29 protein-coding genes and 1 rRNA gene are annotated in these 25,006 nt (G+C 59.4%); 20 read left to right on the top strand and 10 right to left on the bottom strand.

Annotation, left to right across the window (positions count from 1 at the left end):
- The first annotated feature begins 220 nt into the window (after positions 1-220).
- Positions 221-333 (top strand): 5S ribosomal RNA (gene rrf / locus HDE75_RS21665).
- Between the two features lie 61 nt (positions 334-394).
- Here the strand turns inward: rrf and HDE75_RS21660 are convergent.
- The 4 genes from HDE75_RS21660 to HDE75_RS21645 form a co-directional block, all read right to left on the bottom strand.
- Positions 395-739: a DUF1840 domain-containing protein gene (locus tag HDE75_RS21660; protein WP_183680359.1), complete on the bottom strand. Its 345-nt coding sequence runs from the start codon at positions 737-739 to the stop codon at positions 395-397.
- Positions 740-938: 199 nt separating this feature from the next.
- Positions 939-1,484 (bottom strand): hypothetical protein, encoded by a 546-nt coding sequence (locus tag HDE75_RS21655; RefSeq protein ID WP_183680357.1) that lies wholly within the window; start codon positions 1,482-1,484, stop codon positions 939-941.
- Between the two features lie 42 nt (positions 1,485-1,526).
- Positions 1,527-3,044 (bottom strand): YifB family Mg chelatase-like AAA ATPase, encoded by a 1,518-nt coding sequence (locus tag HDE75_RS21650; RefSeq protein WP_183680355.1) that lies wholly within the window; start codon positions 3,042-3,044, stop codon positions 1,527-1,529.
- Between the two features lie 99 nt (positions 3,045-3,143).
- Positions 3,144-3,392 carry an accessory factor UbiK family protein gene (locus HDE75_RS21645; protein WP_183680353.1) on the bottom strand — a complete coding sequence of 83 codons (249 nt, stop codon included), beginning with the start codon at positions 3,390-3,392 and terminating at the stop codon, positions 3,144-3,146.
- Positions 3,393-3,672: 280 nt separating this feature from the next.
- Between HDE75_RS21645 and HDE75_RS21640 the strand changes: the two genes are divergently transcribed.
- The 13 genes from HDE75_RS21640 (at position 3,673) to HDE75_RS21580 (ending at position 16,490) form a co-directional block, all read left to right on the top strand.
- Positions 3,673-4,443, top strand: coding sequence for a TorF family putative porin (locus HDE75_RS21640; RefSeq protein WP_183680351.1), 771 nt, complete (start codon positions 3,673-3,675; stop codon positions 4,441-4,443).
- A gap of 11 nt (positions 4,444-4,454) precedes the next feature.
- Positions 4,455-4,793, top strand: coding sequence for a P-II family nitrogen regulator (locus HDE75_RS21635; RefSeq protein ID WP_010393464.1), 339 nt, complete (start codon positions 4,455-4,457; stop codon positions 4,791-4,793).
- A gap of 11 nt (positions 4,794-4,804) precedes the next feature.
- Positions 4,805-6,349, top strand: coding sequence for an ammonium transporter (locus HDE75_RS21630; protein WP_183680349.1), 1,545 nt, complete (start codon positions 4,805-4,807; stop codon positions 6,347-6,349).
- Between the two features lie 213 nt (positions 6,350-6,562).
- Entirely contained in the window at positions 6,563-7,861 is a 1,299-nt protein-coding gene (gene gshA, locus HDE75_RS21625; RefSeq protein ID WP_183680347.1) for a glutamate--cysteine ligase, read from the top strand.
- Positions 7,862-7,970: 109 nt separating this feature from the next.
- On the top strand, positions 7,971-8,921 hold the full coding sequence (gene gshB / locus HDE75_RS21620; protein WP_183680345.1) for a glutathione synthase: 951 nt from the start codon (positions 7,971-7,973) through the stop codon (positions 8,919-8,921).
- A 15-nt stretch (positions 8,922-8,936) separates the two neighbouring features.
- Positions 8,937-9,341, top strand: a complete 405-nt coding sequence (locus HDE75_RS21615) for a PTS sugar transporter subunit IIA (RefSeq protein ID WP_183680344.1) — start codon at positions 8,937-8,939, stop codon at positions 9,339-9,341.
- Between the two features lie 93 nt (positions 9,342-9,434).
- A complete protein-coding gene (locus HDE75_RS21610; protein WP_183680342.1) occupies positions 9,435-9,704 on the top strand; it encodes an HPr family phosphocarrier protein in 270 nt (89 codons plus the stop codon).
- 44 nt (positions 9,705-9,748) lie between these two features.
- Positions 9,749-11,491: a phosphoenolpyruvate--protein phosphotransferase gene (gene ptsP / locus HDE75_RS21605; protein ID WP_183680395.1), complete on the top strand. Its 1,743-nt coding sequence runs from the start codon at positions 9,749-9,751 to the stop codon at positions 11,489-11,491.
- 136 nt (positions 11,492-11,627) lie between these two features.
- Entirely contained in the window at positions 11,628-12,830 is a 1,203-nt protein-coding gene (gene metX, locus HDE75_RS21600) for a homoserine O-succinyltransferase MetX (RefSeq protein ID WP_183680340.1), read from the top strand.
- Positions 12,827-13,438: a methionine biosynthesis protein MetW gene (gene metW / locus HDE75_RS21595; RefSeq protein WP_183680338.1), complete on the top strand. Its 612-nt coding sequence runs from the start codon at positions 12,827-12,829 to the stop codon at positions 13,436-13,438. The genes metX and metW overlap by 4 nt, the downstream gene beginning before the upstream one ends.
- On the top strand, positions 13,438-14,694 hold the full coding sequence (locus tag HDE75_RS21590) for an AmpG family muropeptide MFS transporter (protein ID WP_183680336.1): 1,257 nt from the start codon (positions 13,438-13,440) through the stop codon (positions 14,692-14,694). The genes metW and HDE75_RS21590 overlap by 1 nt, the downstream gene beginning before the upstream one ends.
- Positions 14,675-15,577, top strand: coding sequence for a M48 family metallopeptidase (locus tag HDE75_RS21585; protein ID WP_183680334.1), 903 nt, complete (start codon positions 14,675-14,677; stop codon positions 15,575-15,577). The genes HDE75_RS21590 and HDE75_RS21585 overlap by 20 nt, the downstream gene beginning before the upstream one ends.
- Before the next feature lies 1 nt (position 15,578).
- Positions 15,579-16,490, top strand: a complete 912-nt coding sequence (locus HDE75_RS21580) for a pseudouridine synthase (RefSeq protein ID WP_183680332.1) — start codon at positions 15,579-15,581, stop codon at positions 16,488-16,490.
- A 54-nt stretch (positions 16,491-16,544) separates the two neighbouring features.
- Here the strand turns inward: HDE75_RS21580 and HDE75_RS21575 are convergent, their stop codons facing one another.
- Positions 16,545-17,321, bottom strand: a complete 777-nt coding sequence (locus tag HDE75_RS21575) for an exodeoxyribonuclease III (protein ID WP_183680330.1) — start codon at positions 17,319-17,321, stop codon at positions 16,545-16,547.
- 100 nt (positions 17,322-17,421) lie between these two features.
- On the opposite strand from HDE75_RS21575, the gene pyrE reads away from it, so the two are divergent.
- The gene (gene pyrE / locus HDE75_RS21570; protein WP_183680328.1) at positions 17,422-18,084 is read left to right on the top strand and encodes an orotate phosphoribosyltransferase; all 663 of its coding nucleotides are present in this window, start codon (positions 17,422-17,424) and stop codon (positions 18,082-18,084) included.
- Here pyrE and HDE75_RS21565 read toward each other — a convergent pair.
- Positions 18,081-18,320 carry a GNAT family N-acetyltransferase gene (locus tag HDE75_RS21565; RefSeq protein WP_183680326.1) on the bottom strand — a complete coding sequence of 80 codons (240 nt, stop codon included), beginning with the start codon at positions 18,318-18,320 and terminating at the stop codon, positions 18,081-18,083. The genes pyrE and HDE75_RS21565 overlap by 4 nt on opposite strands.
- Positions 18,320-19,063 (bottom strand): sulfite exporter TauE/SafE family protein, encoded by a 744-nt coding sequence (locus HDE75_RS21560; RefSeq protein ID WP_183680324.1) that lies wholly within the window; start codon positions 19,061-19,063, stop codon positions 18,320-18,322. Before HDE75_RS21560 ends, HDE75_RS21565 begins: the two co-directional genes overlap by 1 nt.
- Before the next feature lie 124 nt (positions 19,064-19,187).
- Between HDE75_RS21560 and HDE75_RS21555 the strand changes: the two genes are divergently transcribed.
- The 5 genes from HDE75_RS21555 to HDE75_RS21535 all read left to right on the top strand — a co-directional run bounded on the left by HDE75_RS21555 (position 19,188) and on the right by HDE75_RS21535 (position 22,160).
- Positions 19,188-20,081, top strand: coding sequence for a LysR substrate-binding domain-containing protein (locus HDE75_RS21555; RefSeq protein ID WP_183680322.1), 894 nt, complete (start codon positions 19,188-19,190; stop codon positions 20,079-20,081).
- Positions 20,082-20,098: 17 nt separating this feature from the next.
- Positions 20,099-20,977 (top strand): lysophospholipase, encoded by an 879-nt coding sequence (locus tag HDE75_RS21550; RefSeq protein ID WP_260174236.1) that lies wholly within the window; start codon positions 20,099-20,101, stop codon positions 20,975-20,977.
- 101 nt (positions 20,978-21,078) lie between these two features.
- Positions 21,079-21,270, top strand: coding sequence for a YqaE/Pmp3 family membrane protein (locus HDE75_RS21545; RefSeq protein ID WP_183680320.1), 192 nt, complete (start codon positions 21,079-21,081; stop codon positions 21,268-21,270).
- Between the two features lie 108 nt (positions 21,271-21,378).
- Positions 21,379-21,837, top strand: coding sequence for a carboxypeptidase-like regulatory domain-containing protein (locus HDE75_RS21540; RefSeq protein ID WP_183680318.1), 459 nt, complete (start codon positions 21,379-21,381; stop codon positions 21,835-21,837).
- A complete protein-coding gene (locus tag HDE75_RS21535; protein ID WP_260174237.1) occupies positions 21,810-22,160 on the top strand; it encodes a hypothetical protein in 351 nt (116 codons plus the stop codon). The genes HDE75_RS21540 and HDE75_RS21535 overlap by 28 nt, the downstream gene beginning before the upstream one ends.
- Before the next feature lie 3 nt (positions 22,161-22,163).
- Here the strand turns inward: HDE75_RS21535 and HDE75_RS21530 are convergent, their stop codons facing one another.
- The 3 genes from HDE75_RS21530 to HDE75_RS21520 form a co-directional block, all read right to left on the bottom strand.
- Positions 22,164-23,201, bottom strand: a complete 1,038-nt coding sequence (locus HDE75_RS21530) for an oxidoreductase (RefSeq protein ID WP_183680316.1) — start codon at positions 23,199-23,201, stop codon at positions 22,164-22,166.
- 93 nt (positions 23,202-23,294) lie between these two features.
- Positions 23,295-24,542: a M56 family metallopeptidase gene (locus tag HDE75_RS21525; protein ID WP_183680314.1), complete on the bottom strand. Its 1,248-nt coding sequence runs from the start codon at positions 24,540-24,542 to the stop codon at positions 23,295-23,297.
- Complete coding sequence (locus HDE75_RS21520; protein WP_183680312.1) at positions 24,539-24,922, bottom strand: BlaI/MecI/CopY family transcriptional regulator; 384 nt, start codon at positions 24,920-24,922, stop codon at positions 24,539-24,541. The genes HDE75_RS21525 and HDE75_RS21520 overlap by 4 nt, the downstream gene beginning before the upstream one ends.
- Between the last annotated feature and the right edge of the window lie 84 nt (positions 24,923-25,006).

Here is a 25,006-nt window from a genome sequence, read left to right as displayed (position 1 = left end):
ACCAGTGTGAAAGTAGGTTATTGTCAGGCTTGTTATTCGTAGTAGAGAAAAACCCCTCCGGTATCCGGTGGGGTTTTTTTTCGTCTGGTGGTTTTTAGTCGAGAATTTTTAGTATAAACAGCAGTTTTATCACCACAGCCAGGCAAACTGCTATATAATTCGCCTCCTCAGATCAGATGGTTTGCTGCCCAGTTGGGAGCAGGCTGTCGAAAAAGTTATGCCTGATGACCATAGCAAGTTGGTACCACCCCTTCCCATCCCGAACAGGACCGTGAAACAACTCTGCGCCGATGATAGTGCTGCAACCAGTGTGAAAGTAGGTTATTGTCAGGCTTGTTATATAAAAAAACCCCGCTAGATGCGGGGTTTTTTTTCGTCTGCAACTTTCATCTGCCTAGATACCCCAGACGATACTTTCGCCTTCGGCCTTGGCCGAACGCAGCATTTCCATCAGCGGATAAGCACGTTGCGAGAAATGGACTCTTTGCGCGAGTGCGTGCTCGGCTGTTTCACCAGCTTCGCGCGTCTCTGGTGTATGCACATCATGCTCGACGTCATTTTCCGGGTGTAATTTGGTTTCCGCCACTTCCTGTTCCAGCAAGGCCAGTGCTTCACCTGCTTCCGCTGGAGTGATTACGCCGCGGGTCGGGTTCTTGTGCAGGATGTCGAGGATACGCTGGGCATGTTCCTGGTACATCAGGACGGCAGGGGAGGATTTGGATTTGAATGAGATCAACATAAGAACTTTCTGAAACTTGTTATTGGTGTCGAAACAGTAGCACGACTTGAAAATTCGCACAGGGCGTCGGCTCACTGAACCCGCATGCTGGTAACCCAGCTGAGCTTATCTGTTGGACAGCGTACTTATTTACAAGCCCTTCGACCAGCAATAACTCTTTCTTTAAGTTAAAACTAAGTATTGCTTTCTGGTTAATTTTTTACTCCAGTTTGACCGAATCCATGAAAGTATCGATCGCTTCGCGTGGCAGTTTCTTTTCATCGCCGATGATGACGACCTGGAAGATGCGTTTGTCTTGTGCGATGAAGCGCGCTATCAGTACGGTAGGCTTGCCTTGCTGCGTGCCTGTTGCCTCGATGCTCAATGAACTTTGTTGCCGCGTGCCCGCCGGCGTGCTGCTGGCCGCAGAGGCTGATTTTTCACTACGCACGCTGCCCTTGATATTGTTAAGCAAGGCGGTCTTCATGGCGGGCAGCGCTGCCTCGGCTTGTGCTTGCGTCGGCATCAACGCATTGCCAATGGCAAAAGTACTACCTTCAGCCTCGCTGGCGGTCATGGTCAGGCCGACTTTCGTTCCATCCAGGTCCACGTCGCGCGTCAGGCGCGAGGGCTTGCCTGGAAAGAGGGCGCTAAATTGCCCGTCAGGACTGCGATAGTCGCGCCAGTCGAATTTCGGACTGCAGGCGGACAGCATGCTGGCGGTGGCCAGCGCGGCAAAAACCGTGGCGATTGATGTTTTTTTCATCACTTCATGGTAGCAGTGTCATACACAACTGGCAATCACGCTTCAATGTTCGCGCAGAACGCGCCGGTACTGTATCGCTTCGGCTACATGCGGCTGAGCAATCTTGCGGCTATTTTCCAGGTCGGCGATGCTGCGCGCGACCCGCAAGACGCGGTGATAGGCGCGGGCTGACCAGTGCAGACGCAGCATGGCGCTCAACAAAAGTTGCTCGCCACTCTGGTCGAGCTGGCAGTGCTGCTCGATTTCGATACTGGACAGTTGCTGGTTGCTCTTGCCCTGGCGTTCCTGCTGCAAGGCAAAGGCGGCTGCCACGCGGGCCGCGATGATGGCGGAACTTTCTCCGGCCGACTGGCGTGCCAGTGACGAGGGCAGCATGGCGGCCACTTCGATCTGCATGTCGATGCGGTCGAGCAAGGGGCCCGACAAACGGCCGTGATAGCGCAGCACCGCGTCGGGCGTGCAACGGCAGCGGCCGGAAGCATGGCCCAGGTAGCCGCAGGGACAAGGATTCATGGCGGCAATCAATTGGAAGCGGGCTGGAAACTCGGCCTGGCGGGCTGCGCGCGAAATACTGATGAGACCGGACTCCATGGGTTGCCGCAAGACTTCCAGCACCCTGCGGTCAAATTCGGCGATTTCATCTAAAAATAGCACGCCGCAATGCGCCAGTGAAATTTCGCCTGGCCGCGGTATATTGCCACCGCCTACCAGGGCCACGCCGGACGCCGTTTGATGAGGGGCGCGATAGGGCCGGCGCTTCCAGTTTTCTACCTTGAAATTGCCGCTCAAGGAATGCACCGCCGCCGATTCCAGTGCTTCTTCCTCGCTCATGGGCGGCAAGATGCCGGGAAAACGGCAGGCAAGCATGCTTTTGCCGGCGCCGGGCGGACCTACCATCAGCAGGCTATGGCCACCTGCCGCGGCAACTTCCAGTGCCCGTTTTACTTGCTGCTGGCCTTTCACGTCCATGAAGTCGGGAAATTGAAAGGGCGCCTGCGCTAGTTGCGGCTGGTGGCGTTGCAAGACGGTTTGGCTGTCGCGCGCGGCAAAGTGGGCGCACACCTCAAGCAGGGTGTGGGCTGGATAGATGCAGGCGTCATGCACCAGCGCCGCCTCGTCGGCGTTGGCAAAGGGCAGGATAAAGGCTCGCCTTGCACCATCATGGTTGCGCTGCATGGCAAAGGTCATGGCCAGCGCGCCACGGATAGGGCGTAATTGGCCAGACAGCGACAGTTCGCCGGCAAATTCGTAGCGGTGTAATTGATCTCCAGCCAGTTGGCCCGAGGCTGCGAGGATGCCGAGTGCGATCGGCAGATCGAAACGTCCTGATTCTTTTGGCAGGTCGGCAGGCGCCAGGTTGGCCGTGATGCGACGCGCGGGCATGTCAAAGCCGCAGTTTTGCAGCGCGGCGCGCACGCGGTCGCGTGATTCCTTGACCTCCGTATCGGGCAAGCCGACGATGGTAAACGAGGGCAAGCCATTGGCCAGATGGACTTCGACGTTTACCTCTGGCGCATCCATGCCGGCCAGGGCGCGGCTTTTCAGGACTGCCAGGCTCATTTTGACTCCCTGCACCGCAGCAAGCGGGCAGGTTCAGTCTAGCGGTCGTGGTGGCGCAGGTTTTGCGGTGCGCCAGCAAGGCCGTTGAAAGGAAGCCGCTTAAGCCTTCGGCTCGTTCAGGCGCGCTTCCAGTTCTACCACGCGCAGTTCCAGTGCATCCAGCTTGGCGCGGGTCTTGGCCAGCACTTGCGCCTGGATATCGAATTCTTCACGCGTGACCAGGTCCAGGCGGGCGAAGCCCTGGGTCATCATCGATTTCACATTTTTTTCGATATCCTTGGCCGGCGAGTTTTCGATGGCTTGATGGATTTTGCCTTGCAAATCATTAAAGAAATTATTCATGTCCATGGTGAATCCTTTAGGTGTTCTTCGGGGTGCGGCAGGTGCATCGCACCATTGCGGTGCACTTCAGCCTTAATCTGGTGCGCAGCTGAGCAAATTTATAACGCTTCAGCATGCCATGTCCGCTATTCATCGCGCTTGTGAGCCATGTATGGGCATAAACACAGCTGTCAAGGTGGCAAGGTAGCTGGCACACATTCTGCTAAAGAGTTCATAAACGCTTTGTGATCTCCAGGCAAGATTTTAAACCTCAACCGCTTTAAAAGCTCAATAAAAGGAAATCGCCATGAAGAATCTGTCTCACAGCATGACTCTAGCAGCGTTGACATCGGCCATGGCTGTCCTGTGCGGTAATGCTATGGCGCAGGAGGCAACAAGCCCTGCAACTGCCGTAGCGGAAACTGTGCCAGATAACGTGGTGAGCTATAACGTGGCCTTGACCAGCGATTACCGTTATCGCGGAATCTCGCAAAGCCGTCTCGATCCAGCCGTCAGCGGTGGTGTCGACTATACGCATAATCCCACCGGACTGTATGTGGGTACGTGGCTGTCGAGCATCAAGTGGATCAAGGACGGTGGTGGCGATGACAACCTGGAGTGGGATATTTATGGCGGCAAGAAGGGCGACCTCGGGTCGGGGATCACATACGATGTCGGTGGATTGTATTACTACTATCCTTCGAATGGCTTGAGCACGAATGCCAATACCTTTGAACTTTATGGCCAGCTCAGTTACGGTCCGGCCTACATCAAGTATTCGCATGCAACCACGAATCTGTTCGGCGTGGCCGATAGCAAGCACAGCGGCTATCTCGATGCCGGTTTGAACTGGCCCGTGTACGACGACTATACGCTGAACCTGCATGTGGGCCATCAAAGCGTGAAACACAATGACTCGCTCAGTTATTACGACTACAAGCTGGGCGTGAGCAAGGATTTCACCGGCTTTGCCACCGTATCGCTGGCTGCTGTCAAGGCCAATATCACCTCGCTGGCGCCCAACGGCAAAAATCTGGCCAAAACCGGCCTAGTACTCACTGTTTCCAAAACCTTTTAAACGAGACCGCCATGAAAATGATTACCGCGATCATTAAACCGTTCAAGCTGGACGAAGTACGTGAAGCCTTGTCGGCTATCAATGTGCAAGGGATAACTGTCACTGAAGTCAAAGGCTTTGGCCGCCAGAAAGGCCACACGGAACTGTACCGCGGCGCCGAGTATGTCGTCGATTTCCTGCCAAAAACCAAAATCGAGGCTGCCGTCGATGATGCCATCGTCGACCAGGCCATCGAAGCGATCGAGGGCGCCGCGCGCACCGGTAAAATCGGTGATGGCAAGATTTTCGTCTACAACCTGGAACAAGTTATCCGCATCCGTACCGGCGAGACCGGCAACGAAGCGCTCTAAGGGGAATCTTAATGAATAAAAATATAACAAAAGTACTTGCTGGGATAGCCTGTCTGTTTGCCTTTGGCGTGGCCGCGCCCAGTTTTGCCGATGCGCCGGCTGCTGCCACCACGTCGGCTGCTGCCACCACGTCGGCTGTCGCTACGCCTGCCGTGACGCCTGCACCGGATGCTGCCCCTGTCGCTGCTGCGCCAGCCCCTGCCGCTGCGGCCCCTGCAGCCGCACCGGTTCCGAATAAAGGCGATACCGGCTTCATGATGCTGTCCACCTTGCTGGTGATCTTGATGACGATCCCCGGCCTGGCCCTTTTCTATGGTGGCCTGGTGCGTTCCAAGAACATGCTGTCGGTGCTGATGCAAGTGTTCATGGTGTTTGCCCTGATCGTGGTGCTGTGGTGCATTTATGGCTATTCGATCGCCTTCACGGAAAAAACCGCCTTCTTCGGTGGCTTTGACCGCCTGTTCCTGAACGGGATCTGGGATCCGGTCAAAGGCACGTTTGCCACCGCCGCTACCTTCAGCAAGGGCGTGGTGATTCCCGAGTTCGTCTATGTTGCCTTCCAGGGCACGTTTGCCGCCATCACCTGCGCCCTGATCGTCGGCGCCTTTGCCGAGCGCGCCAAGTTTGCCGCTGTGCTGGCCTTCGTTGTCCTGTGGTTTACCTTTGGCTATTTGCCAGTGGCGCACATGGTCTGGTTCTGGACCGGCCCTGACGCCATCACCAATGCAGCGACCTCGGCCAGTGAAACCTTGAAAGCGGGCTGGCTGTTCCAGAAAGGCGCGCTGGATTTCGCCGGCGGCACCGTGGTGCATATCAATGCTGCTATCGCCGGCCTGATGGGCGCCATCATGATCGGCAAACGCGTCGGTCTGGGCCGTGAATCGATGGCGCCACACTCGCTGACGATGACCATGATCGGTGCTTCCTTGCTGTGGGTAGGCTGGTTCGGCTTCAACGCCGGCTCTTCCCTGGAAGCTGGCGACGTGGCGGCACTGGCCTTCGTCAACACCTTGCTGGCGACCGCCGCCGCCACTTTGTCATGGGTGTTTGGCGAATGGATCACCAAGGGCAAGCCTTCCATGCTCGGTGGCGCATCGGGCGCCGTCGCTGGCCTGGTGGCAATCACCCCGGCAGCCGGTTTCGTCGGTCCGATGGGCGGCCTGGTGATCGGCTTGATTGCTGGCGTGGTGTGCCTGTGGGGCGTGAATGGCTTGAAACGTCTGCTGGGCGTCGATGATTCGCTCGACGTGTTCGGCGTTCACGGCGTGGGCGGTATCCTGGGCGCCTTGCTGACCGGTGTCTTTGCTGCACCACAACTGGGCGGACAGGGCATTTTCGACTATGTCACCAACAAGATGTCGGCTGACCCGTATTCGATCGGCCACCAGGTGCTGGTGCAGGCGGAAGCCGTCGGCACGACCGTCATCTGGTCGGCGGTGGTATCCCTGATCGCCTATAAACTGGTCGACATCGTCATCGGCCTGCGCGTACCGGAAGAAGAAGAGCGCGAAGGCCTCGATATCACCAGCCATGGTGAGCAGGCTTATCACGGATAATTATTAATTCTTTGATATGGCGGCGCCCCGGCGCACCGTGTCAACGTTGTTTTGCTTGTAAGGGCGCCTCATTGAGGCGCCTTTTTTTTCCTTATACGAATGCAAAAGGTCTTTAAAACAAGGCTTTTGCCCCGATTTGGGCTACTTACACGGTAATATAGTCGGCAGTTCTGTGTGCTTTTCGATGACTGCACATAATTTAAGGATGTAACTATGGTTCCCCATCTCGTCACGGCCCTGACTGGACCGCTGCTCGACCTAGAAAAAAAGATCCTGGCCGCGACGCCGGCCATTGAGCGCTGGTTCCGCATGGAGTGGCAAGAGCACACGCCGCCTTTCTATTGCTCAGTCGACTTACGCAATGCCGGTTATAAACTGGCGCCCGTCGACACGAATCTGTTCCCTGGCGGATTCCATCACCTGGCCACGGAAATGCTGCCCTTGTCGGTGCAGGCAGCGATGGCCGCCATCGACAAATATTGTCCGGACGCCCGCAATCTGCTGATGATTCCGGAGTTGAATAACAACACGCCGCATTATTTGCAAAACGTGGCGCGGCTGATGCAGATTTTCCGCCAGACAGGCTTGCATGTGCGCCTGGGTTCCTGGTCGCCTGAAATTACCCAGCCGACACCATTGGCGTTGCCAGATGGCAATATGCTGGTGATCGAGCCGCTGGTGCGCCTGAACAATGGTCGCCGCCTGGGCTTGAAGGATTTCGACCCCTGCACGATCTTGCTGAATAACGACTTGTCGGACGGTATCCCCGATATCTTGCAAAATATTCATGAACAAAGCCTGCTGCCGCCTTTGCACGCGGGCTGGGCCTTGCGCCGCAAGAGCAATCACTACACGGCTTACGATGAAGTGGTGAAAAAGTTCGGCAAGATGATCGATGTCGATCCCTGGATGCTGAACCCCTTCCACGCCAAGTGCAGCGATATCAACTTCCAGGAAGGCGAGGGCGAAGATGCGCTGGCCGCCAGCGTGGACGTGCTGCTGGCCAAGATCCGCAAGAAGTACAAGGAATACGGCATCAAGGAAAAACCATTCGTGATCGTCAAGCCCGACGCCGGCACCTATGGCACGGGCATCATGACCGTGCGCGACGCCAGCGAAGTGCGTGATCTGTCGCGCAAGCAGCGCGACACCATGTCCATCGTCAAGGATGGCAAGGTGGTCACCGACGTGATCATCCAGGAAGGCGTGCCGACCTTTGAAAGCATCAAGGATGCCGTGGCCGAGCCGGTGGTCTACATGATAGACCGCTATGTGGTGGGCGGTTTCTACCGTGTGCACGCGGAAAAGGGCGTGGACCAGAACCTTAACGCTCCCGGTTCGCAATATGTGCCGCTGGCATTTGCCCAGCAGCACGCGGTACCGGACTTGAAGGCCAAGCCGGGCACGGCGGCGCCGAACCGTTTTTATGTGTATGGCGTGGTAGCGCGGCTGGCCTTGCTGGCGGCGTCGCTGGAAATGGAACGCACCGACCCGAATCCCGAGGTGTATTGATCGAGGGTGATCGATCCTTGCAGCCGGGGTCGCCAGGCGCGGCGCAACCCCGCCTGGCGATCTCGGCTAGAATCAAGCATTCATCTCAAGCATCTCGACTGGACCGTACATGAAAATCGCATTCCTTGCCGACCCGCTGGCGGGCTTCAAGACATATAAAGATTCCACTTTTGCCATGATGCGCGAGGCTGCCAGGCGCGGTCACGCCATCTATGCATTTGAACAGAAGGACATGGCGCTGGAAGAAGGCATCGTGACGGCCGAGGTACAACACATCGTGCTGACGGGTCACGAGCACGACTGGTACCAGGTCGTGTCCCGCGAGGAAGTGCGTTTGTCGACCCTGGACGCGATCATCGAACGCAAGGATCCGCCGTTCGACATGGAATATGTGTACGGCACCTATTTGCTGGAACTGGCGGAAAAGCAGGGCGCACGCGTCTTCAACAAGCCGTCTGCCATCCGCGACAACAATGAAAAGCTGGCGATTGCCCAGTTTTCCGAATTCACCTCGCCGACCCTGGTGACGTCGAGCGAAGCGCGCTTGCGTGCTTTTCACGCCAAGCACCAGGATGTGATCTTCAAGCCGCTCGACGGCATGGGCGGCACGGGCATCTTCCGCGTCAAGGCCGATGGTTTGAATCTGGGCGCCATCATCGAAACGCTGACGGAAAATGGTGGACAAACCATCATGGCCCAGCGCTTTATTCCCGATATCGCCAAGGGCGACAAGCGCATCCTGGTAATCGGCGGCAAGCCGGTGCCGTTTTCCCTGGCGCGTATCCCGCAGGCGGGCGAAGTGCGCGGCAACCTGGCCGCGGGCGGCACGGGCGTGGCGCAGCCATTGACGGCGCGCGACCTGGAAATCGCTGAAAAGCTTGGCCCTATCCTGGCCGGCCGTGGCCTGATGCTGGTAGGATTGGATGTGATTGGTGACTACCTGACGGAAGTCAATGTCACCAGCCCGACTTGCTTCCAGGAAATCATGCAGCAGACTGGTTTTGATGTGGCTGCCATGTTTATCGATGCGGTCGAGCACGGCGTTGCCCAGCAAAGTTAATAAGGTGAAATGATTATGGTAGGGATCTTGCTCATGACCCACGCCCCACTGGGACAGGCTTTTGTTGCCGCCTGCGCCCATGTGTTCCGCGGGCCGACCGAGCGTTTTGAAGCAATCGATGTGCTGGCCGATCAGGATCTGGCCGAAGTACAGAAATTGGCCGCGGCAGCGATTTGCCGCCTCGATGATGGTTCAGGCGTGCTGGTGATTACCGATGTGAAGGGTGGTACGCCGTCCAATTGCTGCAACAAGCTGGCGGACGCTGGCCGGGTGGAAGTCATCGCCGGCATCAGCCTGCCGATGCTGCTGCGCGCGATCACGTATCGCCGCGATACGCTCGATGTGGTGGTGGAAATGGCGTTGGCCGGTGCGCAAAGCGGCGCCGTGCGCGTCGATAACCGTATTCGCGTCGGCGAGTAAGGAAGGAAGTGCCATGGCCGCCGCCCTGAAGGCGGCGGATTTTATAAGTGAACTGTCATCAGCGTAGTATTCAGGGATAGAGACTATACAAAAATGATTCAAAAAGAACTCGAAATCATCAACAAGCTGGGACTGCATGCACGCGCTTCCGCCAAATTTACGCAGCTGGCCGCCAAGTTCAAGAGCGATGTGTGGCTGACCCGCAACGCGCGCCGCATCAATGCCAAGTCCATCATGGGCGTGATGATGCTGGCCGCCGGCAAGGGCGCCAAAGTGACACTGGAGGCTGATGGCGAAGACGAGCAGGCTTGCGTCGACGCGCTCACCATCCTGATTAACGACAGGTTTGGCGAAGGCGAGTAATGCCCGCCGAACGCAGCCGCAGCCGCATCCCGACAGGTCAACCCATGGCATCCTTCACGCTCCACGGCATCCCGGTCTCCCGCGGGATCGCCATTGGCCGAGCGCATCTGCTGGCGCCGGCCGCCCTTGACGTCAAACATTACCTGGTCGCCCAGGAACAGATCGAAGCCGAAGTACTGCGTTTGCAACATGCATTCGCTACCGTCCACAAGGAACTGCAAACCCTGTGGAACGATTTGCCCAAGGATGCGCCCACCGAGCTGGGCGCCTTCATCGACGTGCACGCGCTGATCCTGTCCGACCCGATGATTTCCGAAGCGCCGCTCGACATCATCCGCACGCGCCACTACAACGCCGAATGGGCGCTGCTGACGCAGATCGATGAATTGTCGGCCCAGTTCGATGAAATCGAAGACCCTTATCTGCGCGAGCGCAAGGCCGATATCCAGCAAGTGGCCGAGAGGGTGTTGAAGGTCTTGCTGGGCACAGAACAATTGCTGCCCGTGGCCGCTGCCGAAGATGAATTGATGGCGCAGATGGTGGTCGTCGCGCATGATATTTCGCCGGCCGACATGCTGCAGTTCCGCGACCGCTCCTTCATCGGTTTCATCACCGACGTGGGCGGACAAAACTCGCACACGGCCATCGTCGCGCGCAGCCTGGACATTCCGGCGGCCGTCGGTATGTCGCAGGCATCGACCCTGATCGAGCAGGACGACTGGATCATCATCGATGGTGACGCCGGCGTGGTGATCGCCAACCCCAGTGCGCTGGTGCTGGAACAGTACCGCGAGCGCCAGCTGGCCATGCAGCGTGCGCGCAAAAAGCTGGGCAAGCTGAAAAAAACCCCGGCCGTCACCAAGTGCGGCACGCCGATTACCCTGCTGGCCAATATCGAACTGCCCGAGGATTGCCCGTTTGCGCTGGAGTCGGGCGCCAGCGGCGTGGGCCTGTTCCGTTCCGAATTCCTGTTCATGGGCCGCGCCCACAAGATCCCGTCCGAGGACGAGCAATTCGAGGCCTACCGCAATACCGTGGTCTCGATGAAGGGGCGCGCGGTGACTATCCGCACGCTCGACATCGGCGCCGACAAGCCGCTCGACCAGTCCGACCACACGGCACTCAATCCTGCTCTGGGCCTGCGCGCGATCCGCTACTGCCTGGCCGAACCGCAGCTGTTCCTGACGCAGTTGCGGGCGATCTTGCGCGCTTCAGCCTTTGGCAAGGTGCGCATCCTGATCCCCATGCTGGCGCACGCGTTCGAGATCGACCAGTCGCTGGCGATGATCGAGCAAGCCAAGGCCAGCTTGCGCGAAGAGGGTGTCAAATTCGATGAAGAAGTCGAAGTGGGCGCCATGATCGAGATTCCGGCAGCTGCGCTGGCGCTGCCCATGTTCGTCAAGCGCATGGATTTCCTGTCGATCGGCACCAATGACCTGATCCAGTACACCCTGGCGATCGACAGGGTCGATTATGAAGTGGCGCATTTGTACAATCCGCTGCATCCGGCCGTGCTGCAACTGATCTCGATGACGATCGCCGCCGGCCACAAGGCGGGCATCGACGTGGCCGTCTGCGGCGAGATGGCGGGCGACGTCAAGCTCACGCGTTTGCTGCTCGGCATGGGCTTGCGGGAATTCTCCATGCACCCGGCGCAGCTATTGGCGGTCAAACAAGAGATCCTGAACAGCGATCTGGGGCTGATTGCGCCACAAATACGCAAAATTATGCGCTCGATGGAGCCAAATGTAATCGCCGAGGCGGTACAACAGTTGCAGCTCATGTAAACTGTCAGCTTATCAGCACCCGGGTACAGCGCGCGCGGCAAGCCGTACCCGGGTGTCAAAGTTGCAGAGCCTATCATCGCGGTTTTGCATCGATCATGGCCCGTGGGGCCAACCCCCTTTATAAACCGACACGAACATGTCATCTATTGGAATCGTTTCACCGCAAACCATGTATTTTGCGGAACCCCTGCAGCTGCAAAGCGGAGCATCGCTGCTGGACTATATGTTGATGTATGAAACCTACGGCACCCTGAACGCGGACAAATCGAACGCGGTGCTGGTCTGCCACGCCCTGAACGCCTCGCACCACGTGGCTGGCGTGTATGCGGACGAACCGAAAAGCGCAGGCTGGTGGGACAATATGGTTGGTCCCGGCAAGCCGCTCGACACCAACAAATTCTTCGTCATCGGCGTTAACAACCTGGGCTCCTGCTTTGGCTCGACGGGCCCGATGCACACCAACCCCGCTACCGGCAAGCCGTATGGCGCCGCCTTCCCCGTCGTGACGGTGGAAGACTGGGTCAGTGCGCAGGCGCGCCTGGCCGATCAGCTGGGCATCACCCAGTTTGCGGCCGTGATGGGCGGCTCGCTGGGCGGCATGCAGGCGCTGGCCTGGAGCATCATGTTCCCCGAGCGCCTGCGCCACTGCGTGGTGATCGCTTCGACGGCCAAGCTGTCGGCGCAGAATATCGCTTTCAATGACGTCGCCCGCCAGGCGATTTTGTCCGACCCTGATTATCGGGGCGGCGATTTTTATGCGCACGGCGTGGTGCCGAAAAACGGCTTGCGCGTGGCGCGCATGGTCGGCCACATCACCTATCTGTCGAATGACGACATGGCTGAAAAATTTGGCCGCAAGCTGCGCGATGCGGCGCAGACGGGCGACTACAAATTCGGCTTCGGCATCGATTTCGAAATTGAATCCTATCTGCGCTACCAGGGCGACAAATTCTCCGAATACTTCGACGCCAACACCTATCTGCTGATCACCAAGGCACTCGATTATTTCGATCCGGCGCGCGCCCATGGCGGCGACCTGGCCAAGGCGCTGTCTGGCACCAAAGCCAAGTTTTTCCTGGCCTCGTTTTCCACCGACTGGCGCTTCTCACCCGAATGCAGCCGCCAGATCGTCGAAGCGCTGGTGGTCAACCGCCGCCAGGTGACATATGCCGAGATCGACGCGCCACATGGCCACGACGCCTTTTTGCTGGAAGATCCGCGCTACATGAACATGGTGCGCGCCTATTATGGCCAGGTATGGAATGACATCGAGGCAGGTACGCCCGCCTCGGCACGGCAATCGCAGACGGCCCGCCAGGGCGAGAAGGAGACAGCATGACTTTTGATGAATTGAGCGCGCTGCGTCCCGACCTGGCTTTCATCGCCCACTGGGTGCCGAAAAACGCCCATGTGCTCGACGTCGGCTGCGGCGACGGCGTGATGCTCGAATACCTGCAAAGCGACCGGGAATGCAGTGGCTACGGCATCGAGATCGCCGACGACAAGGTGCTGGCCAGTACCCAGCGCGGCGTGAACGTGGTCCAGCAAGACATGGAAAAGGGCCTGGCCATCTTTGGCGACAACAGCTTCGATACGGTGCTGTGCCTGTCTTCCTTGCAGATGATGAAGCAGGTCGAGCCGTTGTTGCGCGACATCGTACGCGTGGGCACAGAAGCGATCGTATCGTTCCCCAACTTTGCCCACTGGCCGCACCGGCTGGCGCTGCTCAAGGGCCGCATGCCAGTGTCGAAATCGCTGCCTTACCAGTGGTATGACACGCCGAACGTGCGCTGCGCAACCATCAAGGATTTCCGCGAACTGGCCGAGGAATGCGGCCTGGAAGTGATCGAGTGCGTGGCCCTGGCCGAAGGCAAGATAGTATCCGTGCTGCCGAATCTGCGCGGCGACCTGGCCGTGTTCCGCCTGCGTAAAAAAGCGGTGCATTGATGACAAACAGCCCGGCGCCAGGCTGGCGTAGCTACGCCAACGGCCGCATGCTGGCCGTGCTGGTGCTGGGTTTCAGTTCCGGCCTGCCGCTGTTTATTTTGCTGTACCTGCTGCAGGCGTGGCTGGCCAAGTCGGGGCTGAACGTCAAGGCGCTGGGCTTGTTCGCCCTGGTGCAGTTCCCGTATATCTGGAAATTCCTGTGGGCGCCCTTGATGGACCGCTACCCCATCCTGGGGCTGGGACGGCGGCGTGGCTGGATGGCGCTGACCCAGCTGGCGTTGTTTTTCGCCATCGGTGCCATGGGCATGCTCGATCCGCTTACGCAGATTGGCTTGATTGCGGCTGCCGCTGGTGGCGTAGCTTTTTTGTCGGCCAGCCAGGACATCGTCATCGATGCCTACCGCCGCGAAATCCTCAGCGATAACGAGCAGGGCCTGGGCGCGGCTGTCATCGTCAATGCCTACAAGGTGGCGGGCATGGTGCCGGGCGCGCTGTCGCTGATCCTGGCCGACCGCATGCCGTGGCAAGCCGTATTCTGGATCACGGCCGCCTTCATGCTGCCAGGTTTGCTGTGCACACTGTTGATCAGGGAACCGAGCGTGTATGGTGCGCCGCCCAGCACCATGCGCGAAGCGATCATCTTGCCATTCAAGGAATTCATCGCGCGCGATGGCTGGCGCAACGCCATGTGGATATTGGCGTTTGTGCTACTGTATAAAATCGGTGACAGCATGGCTACCGCGTTGGCGACCAAGTTTTATCTGGACCTGGGTTTCAGCATGACGCAGATCGGCCTGGCTGCCAACACCACCGGTTTCTGGGCCAGCCTGGCTGGCGGCATCGTCGGCGGCGTGTGGATGCTCAAGCTGGGCATCAACCGTGGCTTGTGGGTGTTCGGCGCCTTGCAAGCCTGCGCCATCCTGGGTTTTGCCTGGCTGGCGCATGTGGGACCGAATACCATTTTGCTCAGTGCCGTGATCGGCTTTGAAGCCTTCGCCAGCCTGGGCCTGGGCGCGGCCGCCTTTGTGGCGTTCCTGTCGCGCAGCACGGACCCGCGCTACACGGCCACCCAATATGCGCTATTTTCCAGCCTCAGCGCCGTGCCGCGCACCCTGATCAATGCCTCGGTGGGCTTTCTGGTCGCGGAACTGGGCTGGTTTTCGTTTTTTATCGTCTGCTTCTTTTTGGCCTTCCCGGCCATGATGATGCTGCCAAAAATTGCTCCATGGAGGACACGTGACACGACACCCGTTTAAACATCTCGCCTTGGTGGCCAGCCTGTGCGCGGCCACGGTGCTGGCGCCGCTGCCTGTTTTTGCCCAGCAGGCGACGGTCCAGGATGGCATCAAGGTGCGTCCACTGTCGAACACGCGCATCTTCGCCGGTGGCGAAAACTTCAATGAAAAATCAAAACTTCAGTACACACAACTGCTGCGCGAGGCCAAGGATAAAAATACGCTGGTCAGCGACAACGATCCGCAAGTCAAACGCTTGCGGACCATCGCCCAGCGCATCATCCCGTTTGCGGCCCGCTGGAACAATGCGGCCAGCAGCTGGCAGTGGCAAATCAATTTGCTGAACTCGGATGAAGTGAATGCCTTCTGCATGCCAGGCGGGCAAATCGCTTTTTACAGCGGCATCCTGAATAAACTGAACTTGACTGACGATGAAGTGGCCGTCGTGATGGGCCATGAAATTTCGCATGCGCTGCGTGAACATGCGCAGGCGCAGGCTGGCAAGGGCAACCTGGCCGCTGTCGGCGCCAAGCTGGCTGGCGCTGGCCTGTCTGCCTGGCTGGGCGTGGATCCAAATCTCACCAGCACCGCCACCAATATGGCGGCGCAAGGCGTGATGCTGAAATTTTCGCGCGACGACGAGCGCGAAGCGGACCTGATCGGCATGGACCTGGCAGCCCGCGCTGGTTTCGACCCGCGCGCCGGCGTGGTGCTGTGGCAGAAAATGGCAGCGGTGAGCAAGGGTGCGCCACCAGAATTTCTGTCGACTCACCCGTCGGGCAACGATCGTATCGCGCAAATGAATAACCATATGGCGCAGGTGCTGCCGCTGTACGCGCGCACCAAGGGTGTCAGCGTGGACGCCTTGCCGCCATACCGCAGCAACGTGGTCGCTACACGCTAGCATGTCTTCGCGTAGCAATCAGCTGGTGCCGCCCTTGCCGGTACGCGACGGTGTCGCGCCCAGCTATCTGTGGCTGCCGCAAGGGCAGTGGCCAGACATGCTGAGCTTTCTCGTCGAACGTTATCCGCAAATCAGTGCGGCGCAGTGGATAGACCGCATGGCGCGTAGTGAAGTGGTGAGTAGCGAGGGTGTAGTGCTGACACCTGCCAGCGCTTACCAGCGCGGCATGCGCATCTTTTATTACCGCGAACTGGAATATGAAACGCCGATTCCATTCCAGGAAGAGATTTTGTTCCAGGACGAGCATCTGGTAGTGGTCGACAAACCGCATTTCCTGCCCATGACCCCGGGCGGACGCTTCGTGCAAGAGACCTTGCTGACGCGGCTGAAAAAGACGCTGGGCATCGCCGAGCTGACGCCTATCCACCGGCTAGACCGTGAGACGGCTGGCGTGGTGATTTTTTCGCGCCAGCAGGCCAGCCGTGGCGCGTATCAATCAATGTTCCAGCGCCGTGAAATCGCCAAGGAATACGAAGCGCTGGCGCCGCGCCTGCAGGATCATGCTTTTCCATTCACCTATCGCAGCCGCATGGTCGATGGCGACAAGTTTTTCCTGATGCGTGAGGAAGAGGGCGAGCCGAATTCGGAAACCATCATCGACGTGATCGAGCAGCGCGGCGAATTCAATCTGTACCGATTGTTTCCGCATACGGGCCGCAAGCACCAGTTACGCGTGCACCTGGCGTCGCTGGGCATCCCGATTGTCAACGATGTCTTTTACCCGGTGGCTTTGCCGTGCAAGGAAGACGATATGTCGCAGCCGCTGCAACTGCTGGCGCGGGCGATTGCGTTTACCGATCCTTTGACGGGAGCAGCACGCCGCTTTACAAGCAAGCGCAAACTCCAGGCCTAAGCCGTGCATGTCGGCTTACGCGCTATGCGCTAAGCCGACCTACGTGCGAGACGATCAGGCCCTGGGCGTGTAATCGATAATCAAGGGCGCATGATCTGAAAAACGTTCGTCCTTGTACACGCTGACCGTATGCGCCTGGCCTGCGATGCCGGGGGTGGCGACGTGGTAGTCGATGCGCCAGCCCACGTTTTTCGCATACGCCTGGCCGCGGTTGCTCCACCAGGTGTATTGTTCTTCACGCTTGTCCAGGCCACGGTGCACGTCGACGTAACCGAGTTCGTCGAACACGCGTGTCAGCCAGGCCCGCTCTTCAGGCAGGAAGCCGGAGTTTTTCTTGTTGCCTTTCCAGTTCTTCAAGTCGATTTCATGATGGGCGATATTCCAGTCGCCGCAAATGACGATTTCGCGGCCTTCTGCTTTCAATTGCAGCAAGTGTGGCAGGAACACGTCCATGAAGCGGAACTTGGCTTCCTGGCGTTCCGGACCCGATGAACCGGAGGGGCAGTACACGGAAATCACGGAAAGATTGCCAAAATCACAGCGCACATAACGGCCTTCGGCATCGAATTCAGGGCTGCCGAAGCCGATATGCACGGCGTCCGGCTCGACCTTGCTGTACACGCCCGTGCCGGAATAGCCTTTTTTCTCGGCGTAGTGGAAATGGCCATGGTAGCCGTGCGGGTTGAGGAATTCCGGCGTCATGTCCGGCAGTTGCGCCTTCAATTCCTGCACGCAGATGAAATCGGCCGTCTGTGTGCCCATCCAGTTGAAAAAGCCTTTTTTGGCGGCGGAACGGATGCCGTTCAGGTTGGCGGAGATAATTTTTGGCATAGGTCTTCAGGAAAAATGGGGCGGAGCAGGGCGGCGGAACGGATTGTCTCGGCGGTGCGCGCGGATTAAAATACAGGCACTTTCAAATAATGAGGCTCATGTGAATAATTTACGCCAGCAGTTTATCGCGTTTTCAGTATCCAAGGGAGTCTTGCGGTTCGGCGAGTTCACCACCAAGGCCGGGCGTCAATCGCCTTACTTTTTCAACGCCGGCTTGTTCCACGACGGCGCTACCCTGGCCGAGCTGGCGCAGTTCTATGCCCAGACCCTGCTCGATTCGGGCGTCGAATTCGACATGCTGTTCGGCCCCGCCTACAAAGGCATTACCCTGGCCTCGGCCACCGCCGTGGCGCTGGCTGGCAAGGGCCGCAACACTTCTTTTGCCTTCAACCGCAAGGAAGCCAAGGACCATGGCGAAGGCGGCACCATCGTCGGCGCCAAATTGCAGGGCAAGGTTGTCATTATTGACGATGTGATCTCGGCCGGCACCTCGGTGCGTGAATCGGTGGACATGATACGCGCGGCTGGCGCCGAACCGTGCGCCGTGCTGATCGCATTGGACCGCATGGAACGTTCGGGCCCGGACGGCCAGCTGTCGCCTAGTTCGGCAGTGCAGGAAGTGTCGAAACAGTATGGCATTCCTGTTATCTCGATCGGTAACCTGGACGATTTGTTCGGCTATTTGAATGGCGACGGCGCCGATCCGGAACTGCTGAAATTTAAAGAGGCAGTTTCGGCTTACCGCACCCGTTACGGTATTTAAGCCTTACCCAGCAGCGCCCGCAGCCGCGGGTCGCTGCAAACCAATCCCGCTTGCGGATGGCATAACAGTAGTTGCTGCAACAGCGCTCGGCCGATGCCGCGCCGCCGAAACGGCGGTTTCACGAACAGCATATTGACTGTCACGTCATCCGCCTCTTGGCTGATATCGAGCATGGCCACTTGTTGGCCATCGATCCATGCACACAGGGCGTGATCGCTCTGCCAATCTATTTTCATCACCCCAGCCATGGTTTCAGGGCTGCATGCAGACCCAGGGCGAGCAAGCCAATAAAAAAGCATTTTTTGAACAGATCGGGAGCGATGCGTCCGCGCAGCCATTGGCCTGCCAGCATGCCGGCCAGCGCCGGCAGCAGGGCCCAGGCCGAAGCGCCTGCCGCGCCCAGGCTGAAATTGCCCTGCAGGGCCAGGCTGGCCGCTAGCGCGATGGTCGACGCGGTAAACGCCAGGCCCAGCGCCTGCACCAGTTCGTCGCGCGCCAGTCCCAGCCCTTGCAGATAAGGCACGGCGGGTATCACGAACACGCCGGTGGCGGCCGTGACGAGGCCCGTTGCTGCGCCCACCAGCGGGGCCAGCCAGCGTTCATGTCGTGGTGGCACGTGCAAACGCAGCGACAGCAGCCCCGCCAGCGCATACAGCATCAGCGCCACCCCCAGGGCGACCACGGCCCAGTCGCCGCCGTCACGCGGCAGCAGCGCACCACCGGCTATCGTACCCGCCATCACCCACAGCAGCAGCGGCCACAAGCGGCGCAGCAGGGCGCGCAGGCCCGGCCCGGCTGCCAGTTGCCACACATTCGTCACCATCGATGGCACGATCAAGAGGGCGGCCGCTTGCACCGGCGGCATGATCAGGCCCAGCGTGCCCATGGCCACCGTCGGCAAGCCCAGGCCCACTACGCCTTTGACGAAGCCAGCTAGCAGAAAGCTGGCGCAGATTACTAGCAGGAACGTCGTGTCCATGATCTTGAATAAAGAATGAGAATGGCCGAATTTTGCGCTTCCTTGTTGTAATTGCAAAGATGGATTATCTTGAGTCAGCCTCAGTGAAATCCATAGTCTGATAGCATGAGGTCATGGAGGAACGATGCGCTTTGATCTGGTCGATTTGCAGTTATTCGTGCACGTGGTGGAAGCGGGCAGCCTGACGGCGGGCGCTGAGCGCAGTCATCTGGCGCTGGCCTCGGCCAGTGCGCGCGTGCGCGGCATGGAAGAGGCGCTGGGCATGCCGCTGCTGCTGCGCGGCCGGCGTGGCGTGGAGGCTACGCCCGTGGGGCAAACCTTGCTGCACCATGCGCGCCTGGTGTTGCAGCAGATGGAAAAAATGCGCGGCGAACTTGGCGAGTTTGCGCGCGGCTTGAAAGGGCAGTTGCGGCTGCTATGCAATACGGCGGCGCTCAGCGAATTCCTGCCCGAGGCGCTGGGTACTTTCCTGGACCGCCATCCCAACCTGACGGTCGACCTGGAAGAGCGTCTCAGCTACGATATCGTCAAGGCTGTCTCGGAAGGGCTGGCCGACATGGGCATCGTCTCCGATTCGGTCGACATGCGCGGCTTGCAAACCTTTTTGTTCCGGCCCGACCGCCTGGTGGTGATCGCTGCGGACGATGGTCTGCATCACCGCGCCATTGGCCAGCACGGCGCCGTTGATTTCGCCACGGTGCTCGACCACGATTTTATCGGCCTGGCCGATGACAGCGCAATGCAGCAGTACCTGATTTCGCACGCGGCGCGTGCGGGCCGCCCGCTAAAGGTGCGGGTGCGCCTGCGCAGTTTCGATGCGGTGTGCCGCATGGTGGCCAATGGCGTGGGCATCAGCGTGGTGCCGCTGGCGGCGGCGCGCCGCTGCCAGCAGACGATGGCGCTGCGCTGCCTGGAATTATCCGATCCCTGGTCGGTACGCAATCTCACCATCTGCGTACGCCAGTTCAGTGAACTACCCCTGTATGCGCGCCAGTTGATCGAGCATTTGAAGGCGTGACGGGGAAAACAGGAGTCATGATGCGGTTTTCAGAAGACAAGATGGACAGTTTGCTGTGCAGCGACCAGGTAGCGCGCCCGATTCATATCTGGCAGCCGCCGGCACCTGCGCAGCCGCGCGCCGTGATCCTGGCGCTGCACGGCGGCATGGCGCATGCGGGTGACTACGTCACGCCAGCCCTGTATTTTCGCCAGCATGGTTACGCCACCGTCAGCTTCGACATGGTGGGTCACAATGGCCAGCGCAGGGTTGATATCCCATCGTTTGATGCCTTTCTCGACGACGCCGAACTGTTCCTGGCCTGGGTCAAACAGACCTATCCGGGTCTGCCCATCTTCGTCATGGGCCACTCGATGGGTGGCTTGATCGCCACGCACCTGGGCTTGCAGCGTTTCGCCGGCGACCCGGCGATTGCCGGCTTCATCATCTCGTCGCCCTACTATGTGAATGCGATTCCCGTGCCGAAAGTGCTGCAGATGCTCTCCGGCTGGCTGGCCAGCCGCTTTCCCACCATGAAAGTCCCGCTGGGGAATTTGACCATGCTGCTCACGCACGACCAGGCGATTACCGAGCGCCACTTCCAGGATGAGCGCGACGGCATCCGCGCCAGCGAAGTGACCGTGCGTTTTGCCCATGCCCTGACGACGGCGCAAAAAGCCTTGTCCGGCGGCTTGTCGGCCTGGTCGTTTCCCCTGTTCGCGGTCGTGGCTGGCGACGACAAGCTGGCCAGCAGCCGCGCCACCGAAGCCATGCTGCGCAGCGTGCCGGACGGCTTGCTCGACTACCATTTATATCCGGCCAATTTTCACGAGAATTTCAATGAGGTGAACCGGGATATCATCTTTGCAGGCATCCTGGCCTGGATGGAAAAATGGCAAAAACCAGCCGCCATTTAAGTGGCCGCTATCATTACTATTGTTATAATGATTGCTAGGGATTTACTGTCGGCGTTCGCCGGACCGGCCCCCGCGGTACCGGGGGATATCAAAGGATAACTATGCGTTTGCTGATCGCCCTGATACTGCCGTGGCTGACTTTTTTCACGATCGGCCGCCCCATCGCCGGCATCATTTGCCTGATACTGCAGATTACTTTGATCGGCTGGCTGCCTGCCGCGATATGGGCCGTATATTCGCTGAGCCAGTACAAGACCGACCAGAAGATCGCTGACGCGCTGCGCCGCCGTTAAGCCGGTTTCAAGCCTGACCGTAAGACCGGCCTAAGCTTCGCTGCGTATGTTGAGTCCAACCTTTGATTCAAACCTTTGATCCAAACCGCATGACGTGAGGAGAGTGAGATGAAAAGCAATCTACGCAACAAGAGTTCTGGGCTGGCTGCGCTGTTTCTGGTCGCCAGTCTGGCTGCCGGTATCGTTTACGCGCAGAACGACAGCGCACTGCCGCGCATACATAAAAGCGGCACGGTCGAGTATCTGAGCGGCGGCATCGGCCTCGATGAATCGACCGCCATCAAGAACGCCAGCCGGCAGTGGCCATTGAGCCTGGTGTTTTCCGTGCAGGCGGCGGGACGTGCGCAATTCGCTTCCGATGTGAAGCTGGAAGTGCGCGACGCCAAGGGCGCGGTCGTGCTGCAGACCACCGCCAGCGGACCGTACCTGCTGGCGCGGCTGGCACCGGGCAGCTATAGCCTGCACGCCACCCTGGCGGGCAAGACGCTGGAACGTAAGGTGGAAGTCAAGGCGGGCAGTTCGGCGCGCGTGGAGCTGGTATGGCCGGCAGGGACGAACCAGGGGTAGCCTTGACGCCGGACGACGCGGCCAAGGCCCGCGAGCGGGGTTTGTCGGCGCATATCCTGCCAACGTCGGCCACCATGATCGGCGTGTGCATGACGGTGCTGTCGATCGGCCACCTGGGGCCGCGCGGCGAGTTGCGCGTGATTGTCGACAAGCTGCTGGCGGCTGACGCCTTGCTATTTTTGGTCAGCGCCGTGCTGTCCTTCATGTCGCTGCGCCCCGGCCATGCGCGCCAGCGCTACGAATGGTGGGGCGAGCTGGTTTTCATTTGCTCGCTCGCCATGCTGGCGCTGGGCGCGGTGGTGCTGGCCTTTCTGGTGAGTTGAACTTTACTTTAGGCTGACCACGCGGCCTTCCTGTGAGCTTTGCAAAGCCAGTTCGATCAGGCGTATCGTCGCCAGTCCATCTTCCGGCGCGACAGGTGGCGGCGCGCCATGGCTGATGGCGTCGGCCATGCCCTGGTAAAAATCCTGGTAGCGGCCCGCCTGCATTTGCAGATGGTCGAACTGGCCATCGGGCTGCGTGCCCAGATGCAGCGCGCCACGCACGGGGTCCAGTCCCCAGCCAGGCTGGCCCGGTTTGCCGCCCGCCTTCAAGGCGTCTTCCTGCGGATCGAGGCCAAACTTCACGAAGCTGCCCTGGTCGCCATGCACGGCGAAGCGCGCCGTGGGCGTTTTTACCAGGCAGCCTGCCTGCAGCACCACGCGCAGCCGGTCGTAGTACAACACGATATGCATGTAGTCGACGGCTTGCGCTCCATCGCGCTGCAGATCGATATCGGCATAGATTTTTTCCGGCGTGCCGAACAGCTGCATGGCCTGGTCCAGCATGTGCGGCCCCAGGTCGTACAGCAAGCCGCCACCCGGTGCTGCCGACTCGCGCCAGCGCTGGCGGATCTCGGGGCGGAAACGGTCAAAATGCGATTCAAAGCTGGCAATGCGGCCCAAGGTGCCTTGCGCCAGCAACGCTTTCAGGGTGAGGAAATCGCCATCCCAGCGACGATTGTGGTACACGCTGAGCACCAGTTTGCGTTCTGTCGCCAGATCGATCAGGGTTTGCGCCTGGGCGCTGCTAATCGTGAAAGGCTTGTCTACCACCACGTGCTTGCCTGCCTGCAGGGCTGCCTGAGCCAGGCTGAAATGGACTTCATTGGGCGCGGCGATCACCACCAGTTCAATTTCGGGATCGGCAAACAGCTGCGCCGCATCGGCGTACACGGTGGTCTGTGGCCAATCCTTGTGCACCAGTTCGGGTTTGCTGGACGCGACAGCCGTCAGTTCGAGGGCAGCGACGGTGGACAGGACGGGGGCGTGGAAGGTGGCGCCGGCAAAGCCGTAGCCAACCAGGCCGATTTTGATCTTTTTCATGGCATGTTCAGGGCGTGGAAGAATCCATGATCATACCTGCAAGCGGGCGGCAGCATCGTTGCCGTGATGCGCTGCGATGCCGCCGCCGTTGCATTAATCCAGTGTCCAGACGTATTGCACTTGCACGCTGGAATCAACCGGCTTGCCGTCGGCCAGTGCCGGCTTGAAGATGCACTTGGCGATGCCGCTGCGCGCTGCCTCATCGAGGGCAGGGTGGCCGCTGCTCTTGACCACGCTCGAGCCCTGGACTTTGCCAGTGGTAGCGACATCGAAGGACAACCGGACGGTGCCCGTTTCCCTGGCTTGTATCGATGCGGCTGGATAGACGGGTTTGGCGCAGCTGCCAAAGTCGACGATGGCCTTGCTCTGGATGACTGGCGCGCTGGCTGCGGCGATGGCCTGGCCGTAGATGCCGAGGCAGGCGCCGGCCAGGGCCAGCAGCGGCATGGCTGCCTTCCAGTTCAATGCTTGTGGTGCGGGGCGCAGTAATCGTTTGATACGTGACATAAGATCTCCTCCGTTGGCCGCCTGGGCCAGGTGGTGGTGTGAGAACTGGAGACGTTCCAGTTCCGAAAGTGCAAGAGCCAGACGCCGCGGTTCGCCTAGTTGTCTTGCTGCGAAATCATCTGCAATATGTTCGCGTTCGATGCGCACGCCGCGTGAAATCCACCAGACGGCAGGGTGGAAGAAGAGCAGCGCCTCGATGGCGTTTTGCAGCAGGTTGAACAGATAATCATGGCGGCGGATATGCGCCAGTTCGTGCGCCAGCAGCGCAGCGAGCAGGTCGGGCGGCATGCCGGTGATCAGCGAGGCGGGCACCAGCACCACCGGGCGCCAGACGCCGGCCGTGACAGGGCTGGCGATACCATCGAGTACGCGCAAGCGCACGGTTTGCGGCACGCCAGCTGCTTGTGCCATCTGCGACAAGCGTGTTTGCCACGCGGCGTGCGTGACGCCGGTGCGGCTGGCGCTGCGTTCTATCCACAGCATGCCCAGCGCCATGCGCAAGGCCAGTGCGGCGGCGCACAGTGCCCACACGCCGACGATGACGCTCAGGGCGGTGTGCAGGCCGGGCCAGCCTTCGGGCGCCAATAGTGTTGTGGACAGCAAGGGACCGGCAAACGCAGGGCTGGCGGCGTCGCCGCTGGCCAGGCGCAGATACAGCCCTACCGCTGGCCAACACAGGCAGGCCAGCAGGGCGCCGCAACCGACTGCATAGCGCGATTCAGGGCGGGCGTTACGCAGGGCCGCCAAAGCCAGCGCAGTGGCGCAGCCGATCAGCAAGCCTTGCCACAGGAAGTGCAGCAGGGTCCAGCCCAGCGCTTGCACGAGGGTGCTCATGATTGTTCATCCTTGAGCATTTTTTCAATTTCCTCGCGCTCGGCACGCGACACGCCCGTACGCAGCGCCGCCAGCACCAGCGCCTTGGCCGAACCGGAAAAGGCCTTCTGCATCAGATCCTTGAGCAGATTGGTCTGCAGGCTGTCCTGCGCCTGGGCCGGCGCATACACATGCGAGCGCTGGCTCTCATCGCGTATCAGCAAACCCTTGCCATGCATGATCTGCATCAGACGTAGCACCGTGCCGTACGTGATGGCCGGCTTGGCCAGCGCCATCGCCTCATGCACCTGCTTGGCCGTCGCCGCGCCCAGGGGCCACAGTGCTTGCAGCAGGTCGAGTTCGGCTGCTGTCGGTTTTGGAATGTCGGAAGTCTTGGCCATGTTGTTTTCATCTTGCTGGAATTTCAATATGGCTAGATTAATCGTTGTAGACAGAAATGTATACTTTAATTTCAAATTTGCCGA

The sequence above is a fragment of the Janthinobacterium silvisoli genome (genome assembly GCF_014200725.1).
Classification (GTDB): Bacteria; Pseudomonadota; Gammaproteobacteria; order Burkholderiales; family Burkholderiaceae_D; genus Janthinobacterium.
This window is presented reverse-complemented; position numbering and strand designations above follow the sequence as displayed.

Coding starts and splice junctions, on each gene's coding strand:
- HDE75_RS21590 (WP_183680336.1), top strand. CDS start 13,438: ATGACAAACAGCCCGGCGCCAGGCTGGCGTAGCTACGCCAACGGCCGC.
- HDE75_RS21630 (WP_183680349.1), top strand. CDS start 4,805: ATGAATAAAAATATAACAAAAGTACTTGCTGGGATAGCCTGTCTGTTT.
- HDE75_RS21535 (WP_260174237.1), top strand. CDS start 21,810: ATGGCCGGCAGGGACGAACCAGGGGTAGCCTTGACGCCGGACGACGCG.
- HDE75_RS21540 (WP_183680318.1), top strand. CDS start 21,379: ATGAAAAGCAATCTACGCAACAAGAGTTCTGGGCTGGCTGCGCTGTTT.
- gshB (WP_183680345.1), top strand. CDS start 7,971: ATGAAAATCGCATTCCTTGCCGACCCGCTGGCGGGCTTCAAGACATAT.
- HDE75_RS21525 (WP_183680314.1), bottom strand. CDS start 24,542: ATGAGCACCCTCGTGCAAGCGCTGGGCTGGACCCTGCTGCACTTCCTG.
- ptsP (WP_183680395.1), top strand. CDS start 9,749: ATGGCATCCTTCACGCTCCACGGCATCCCGGTCTCCCGCGGGATCGCC.
- HDE75_RS21650 (WP_183680355.1), bottom strand. CDS start 3,044: ATGAGCCTGGCAGTCCTGAAAAGCCGCGCCCTGGCCGGCATGGATGCG.
- metX (WP_183680340.1), top strand. CDS start 11,628: ATGTCATCTATTGGAATCGTTTCACCGCAAACCATGTATTTTGCGGAA.
- HDE75_RS21530 (WP_183680316.1), bottom strand. CDS start 23,201: ATGAAAAAGATCAAAATCGGCCTGGTTGGCTACGGCTTTGCCGGCGCC.
- HDE75_RS21610 (WP_183680342.1), top strand. CDS start 9,435: ATGATTCAAAAAGAACTCGAAATCATCAACAAGCTGGGACTGCATGCA.
- HDE75_RS21645 (WP_183680353.1), bottom strand. CDS start 3,392: ATGGACATGAATAATTTCTTTAATGATTTGCAAGGCAAAATCCATCAA.
- HDE75_RS21635 (WP_010393464.1), top strand. CDS start 4,455: ATGAAAATGATTACCGCGATCATTAAACCGTTCAAGCTGGACGAAGTA.
- HDE75_RS21520 (WP_183680312.1), bottom strand. CDS start 24,922: ATGGCCAAGACTTCCGACATTCCAAAACCGACAGCAGCCGAACTCGAC.
- HDE75_RS21660 (WP_183680359.1), bottom strand. CDS start 739: ATGTTGATCTCATTCAAATCCAAATCCTCCCCTGCCGTCCTGATGTAC.
- HDE75_RS21545 (WP_183680320.1), top strand. CDS start 21,079: ATGCGTTTGCTGATCGCCCTGATACTGCCGTGGCTGACTTTTTTCACG.
- HDE75_RS21580 (WP_183680332.1), top strand. CDS start 15,579: ATGTCTTCGCGTAGCAATCAGCTGGTGCCGCCCTTGCCGGTACGCGAC.
- HDE75_RS21565 (WP_183680326.1), bottom strand. CDS start 18,320: ATGAAAATAGATTGGCAGAGCGATCACGCCCTGTGTGCATGGATCGAT.
- HDE75_RS21560 (WP_183680324.1), bottom strand. CDS start 19,063: ATGGACACGACGTTCCTGCTAGTAATCTGCGCCAGCTTTCTGCTAGCT.
- metW (WP_183680338.1), top strand. CDS start 12,827: ATGACTTTTGATGAATTGAGCGCGCTGCGTCCCGACCTGGCTTTCATC.
- HDE75_RS21640 (WP_183680351.1), top strand. CDS start 3,673: ATGAAGAATCTGTCTCACAGCATGACTCTAGCAGCGTTGACATCGGCC.
- HDE75_RS21655 (WP_183680357.1), bottom strand. CDS start 1,484: ATGAAAAAAACATCAATCGCCACGGTTTTTGCCGCGCTGGCCACCGCC.
- HDE75_RS21555 (WP_183680322.1), top strand. CDS start 19,188: ATGCGCTTTGATCTGGTCGATTTGCAGTTATTCGTGCACGTGGTGGAA.
- gshA (WP_183680347.1), top strand. CDS start 6,563: ATGGTTCCCCATCTCGTCACGGCCCTGACTGGACCGCTGCTCGACCTA.
- HDE75_RS21575 (WP_183680330.1), bottom strand. CDS start 17,321: ATGCCAAAAATTATCTCCGCCAACCTGAACGGCATCCGTTCCGCCGCC.
- HDE75_RS21615 (WP_183680344.1), top strand. CDS start 8,937: ATGGTAGGGATCTTGCTCATGACCCACGCCCCACTGGGACAGGCTTTT.
- HDE75_RS21550 (WP_260174236.1), top strand. CDS start 20,099: ATGATGCGGTTTTCAGAAGACAAGATGGACAGTTTGCTGTGCAGCGAC.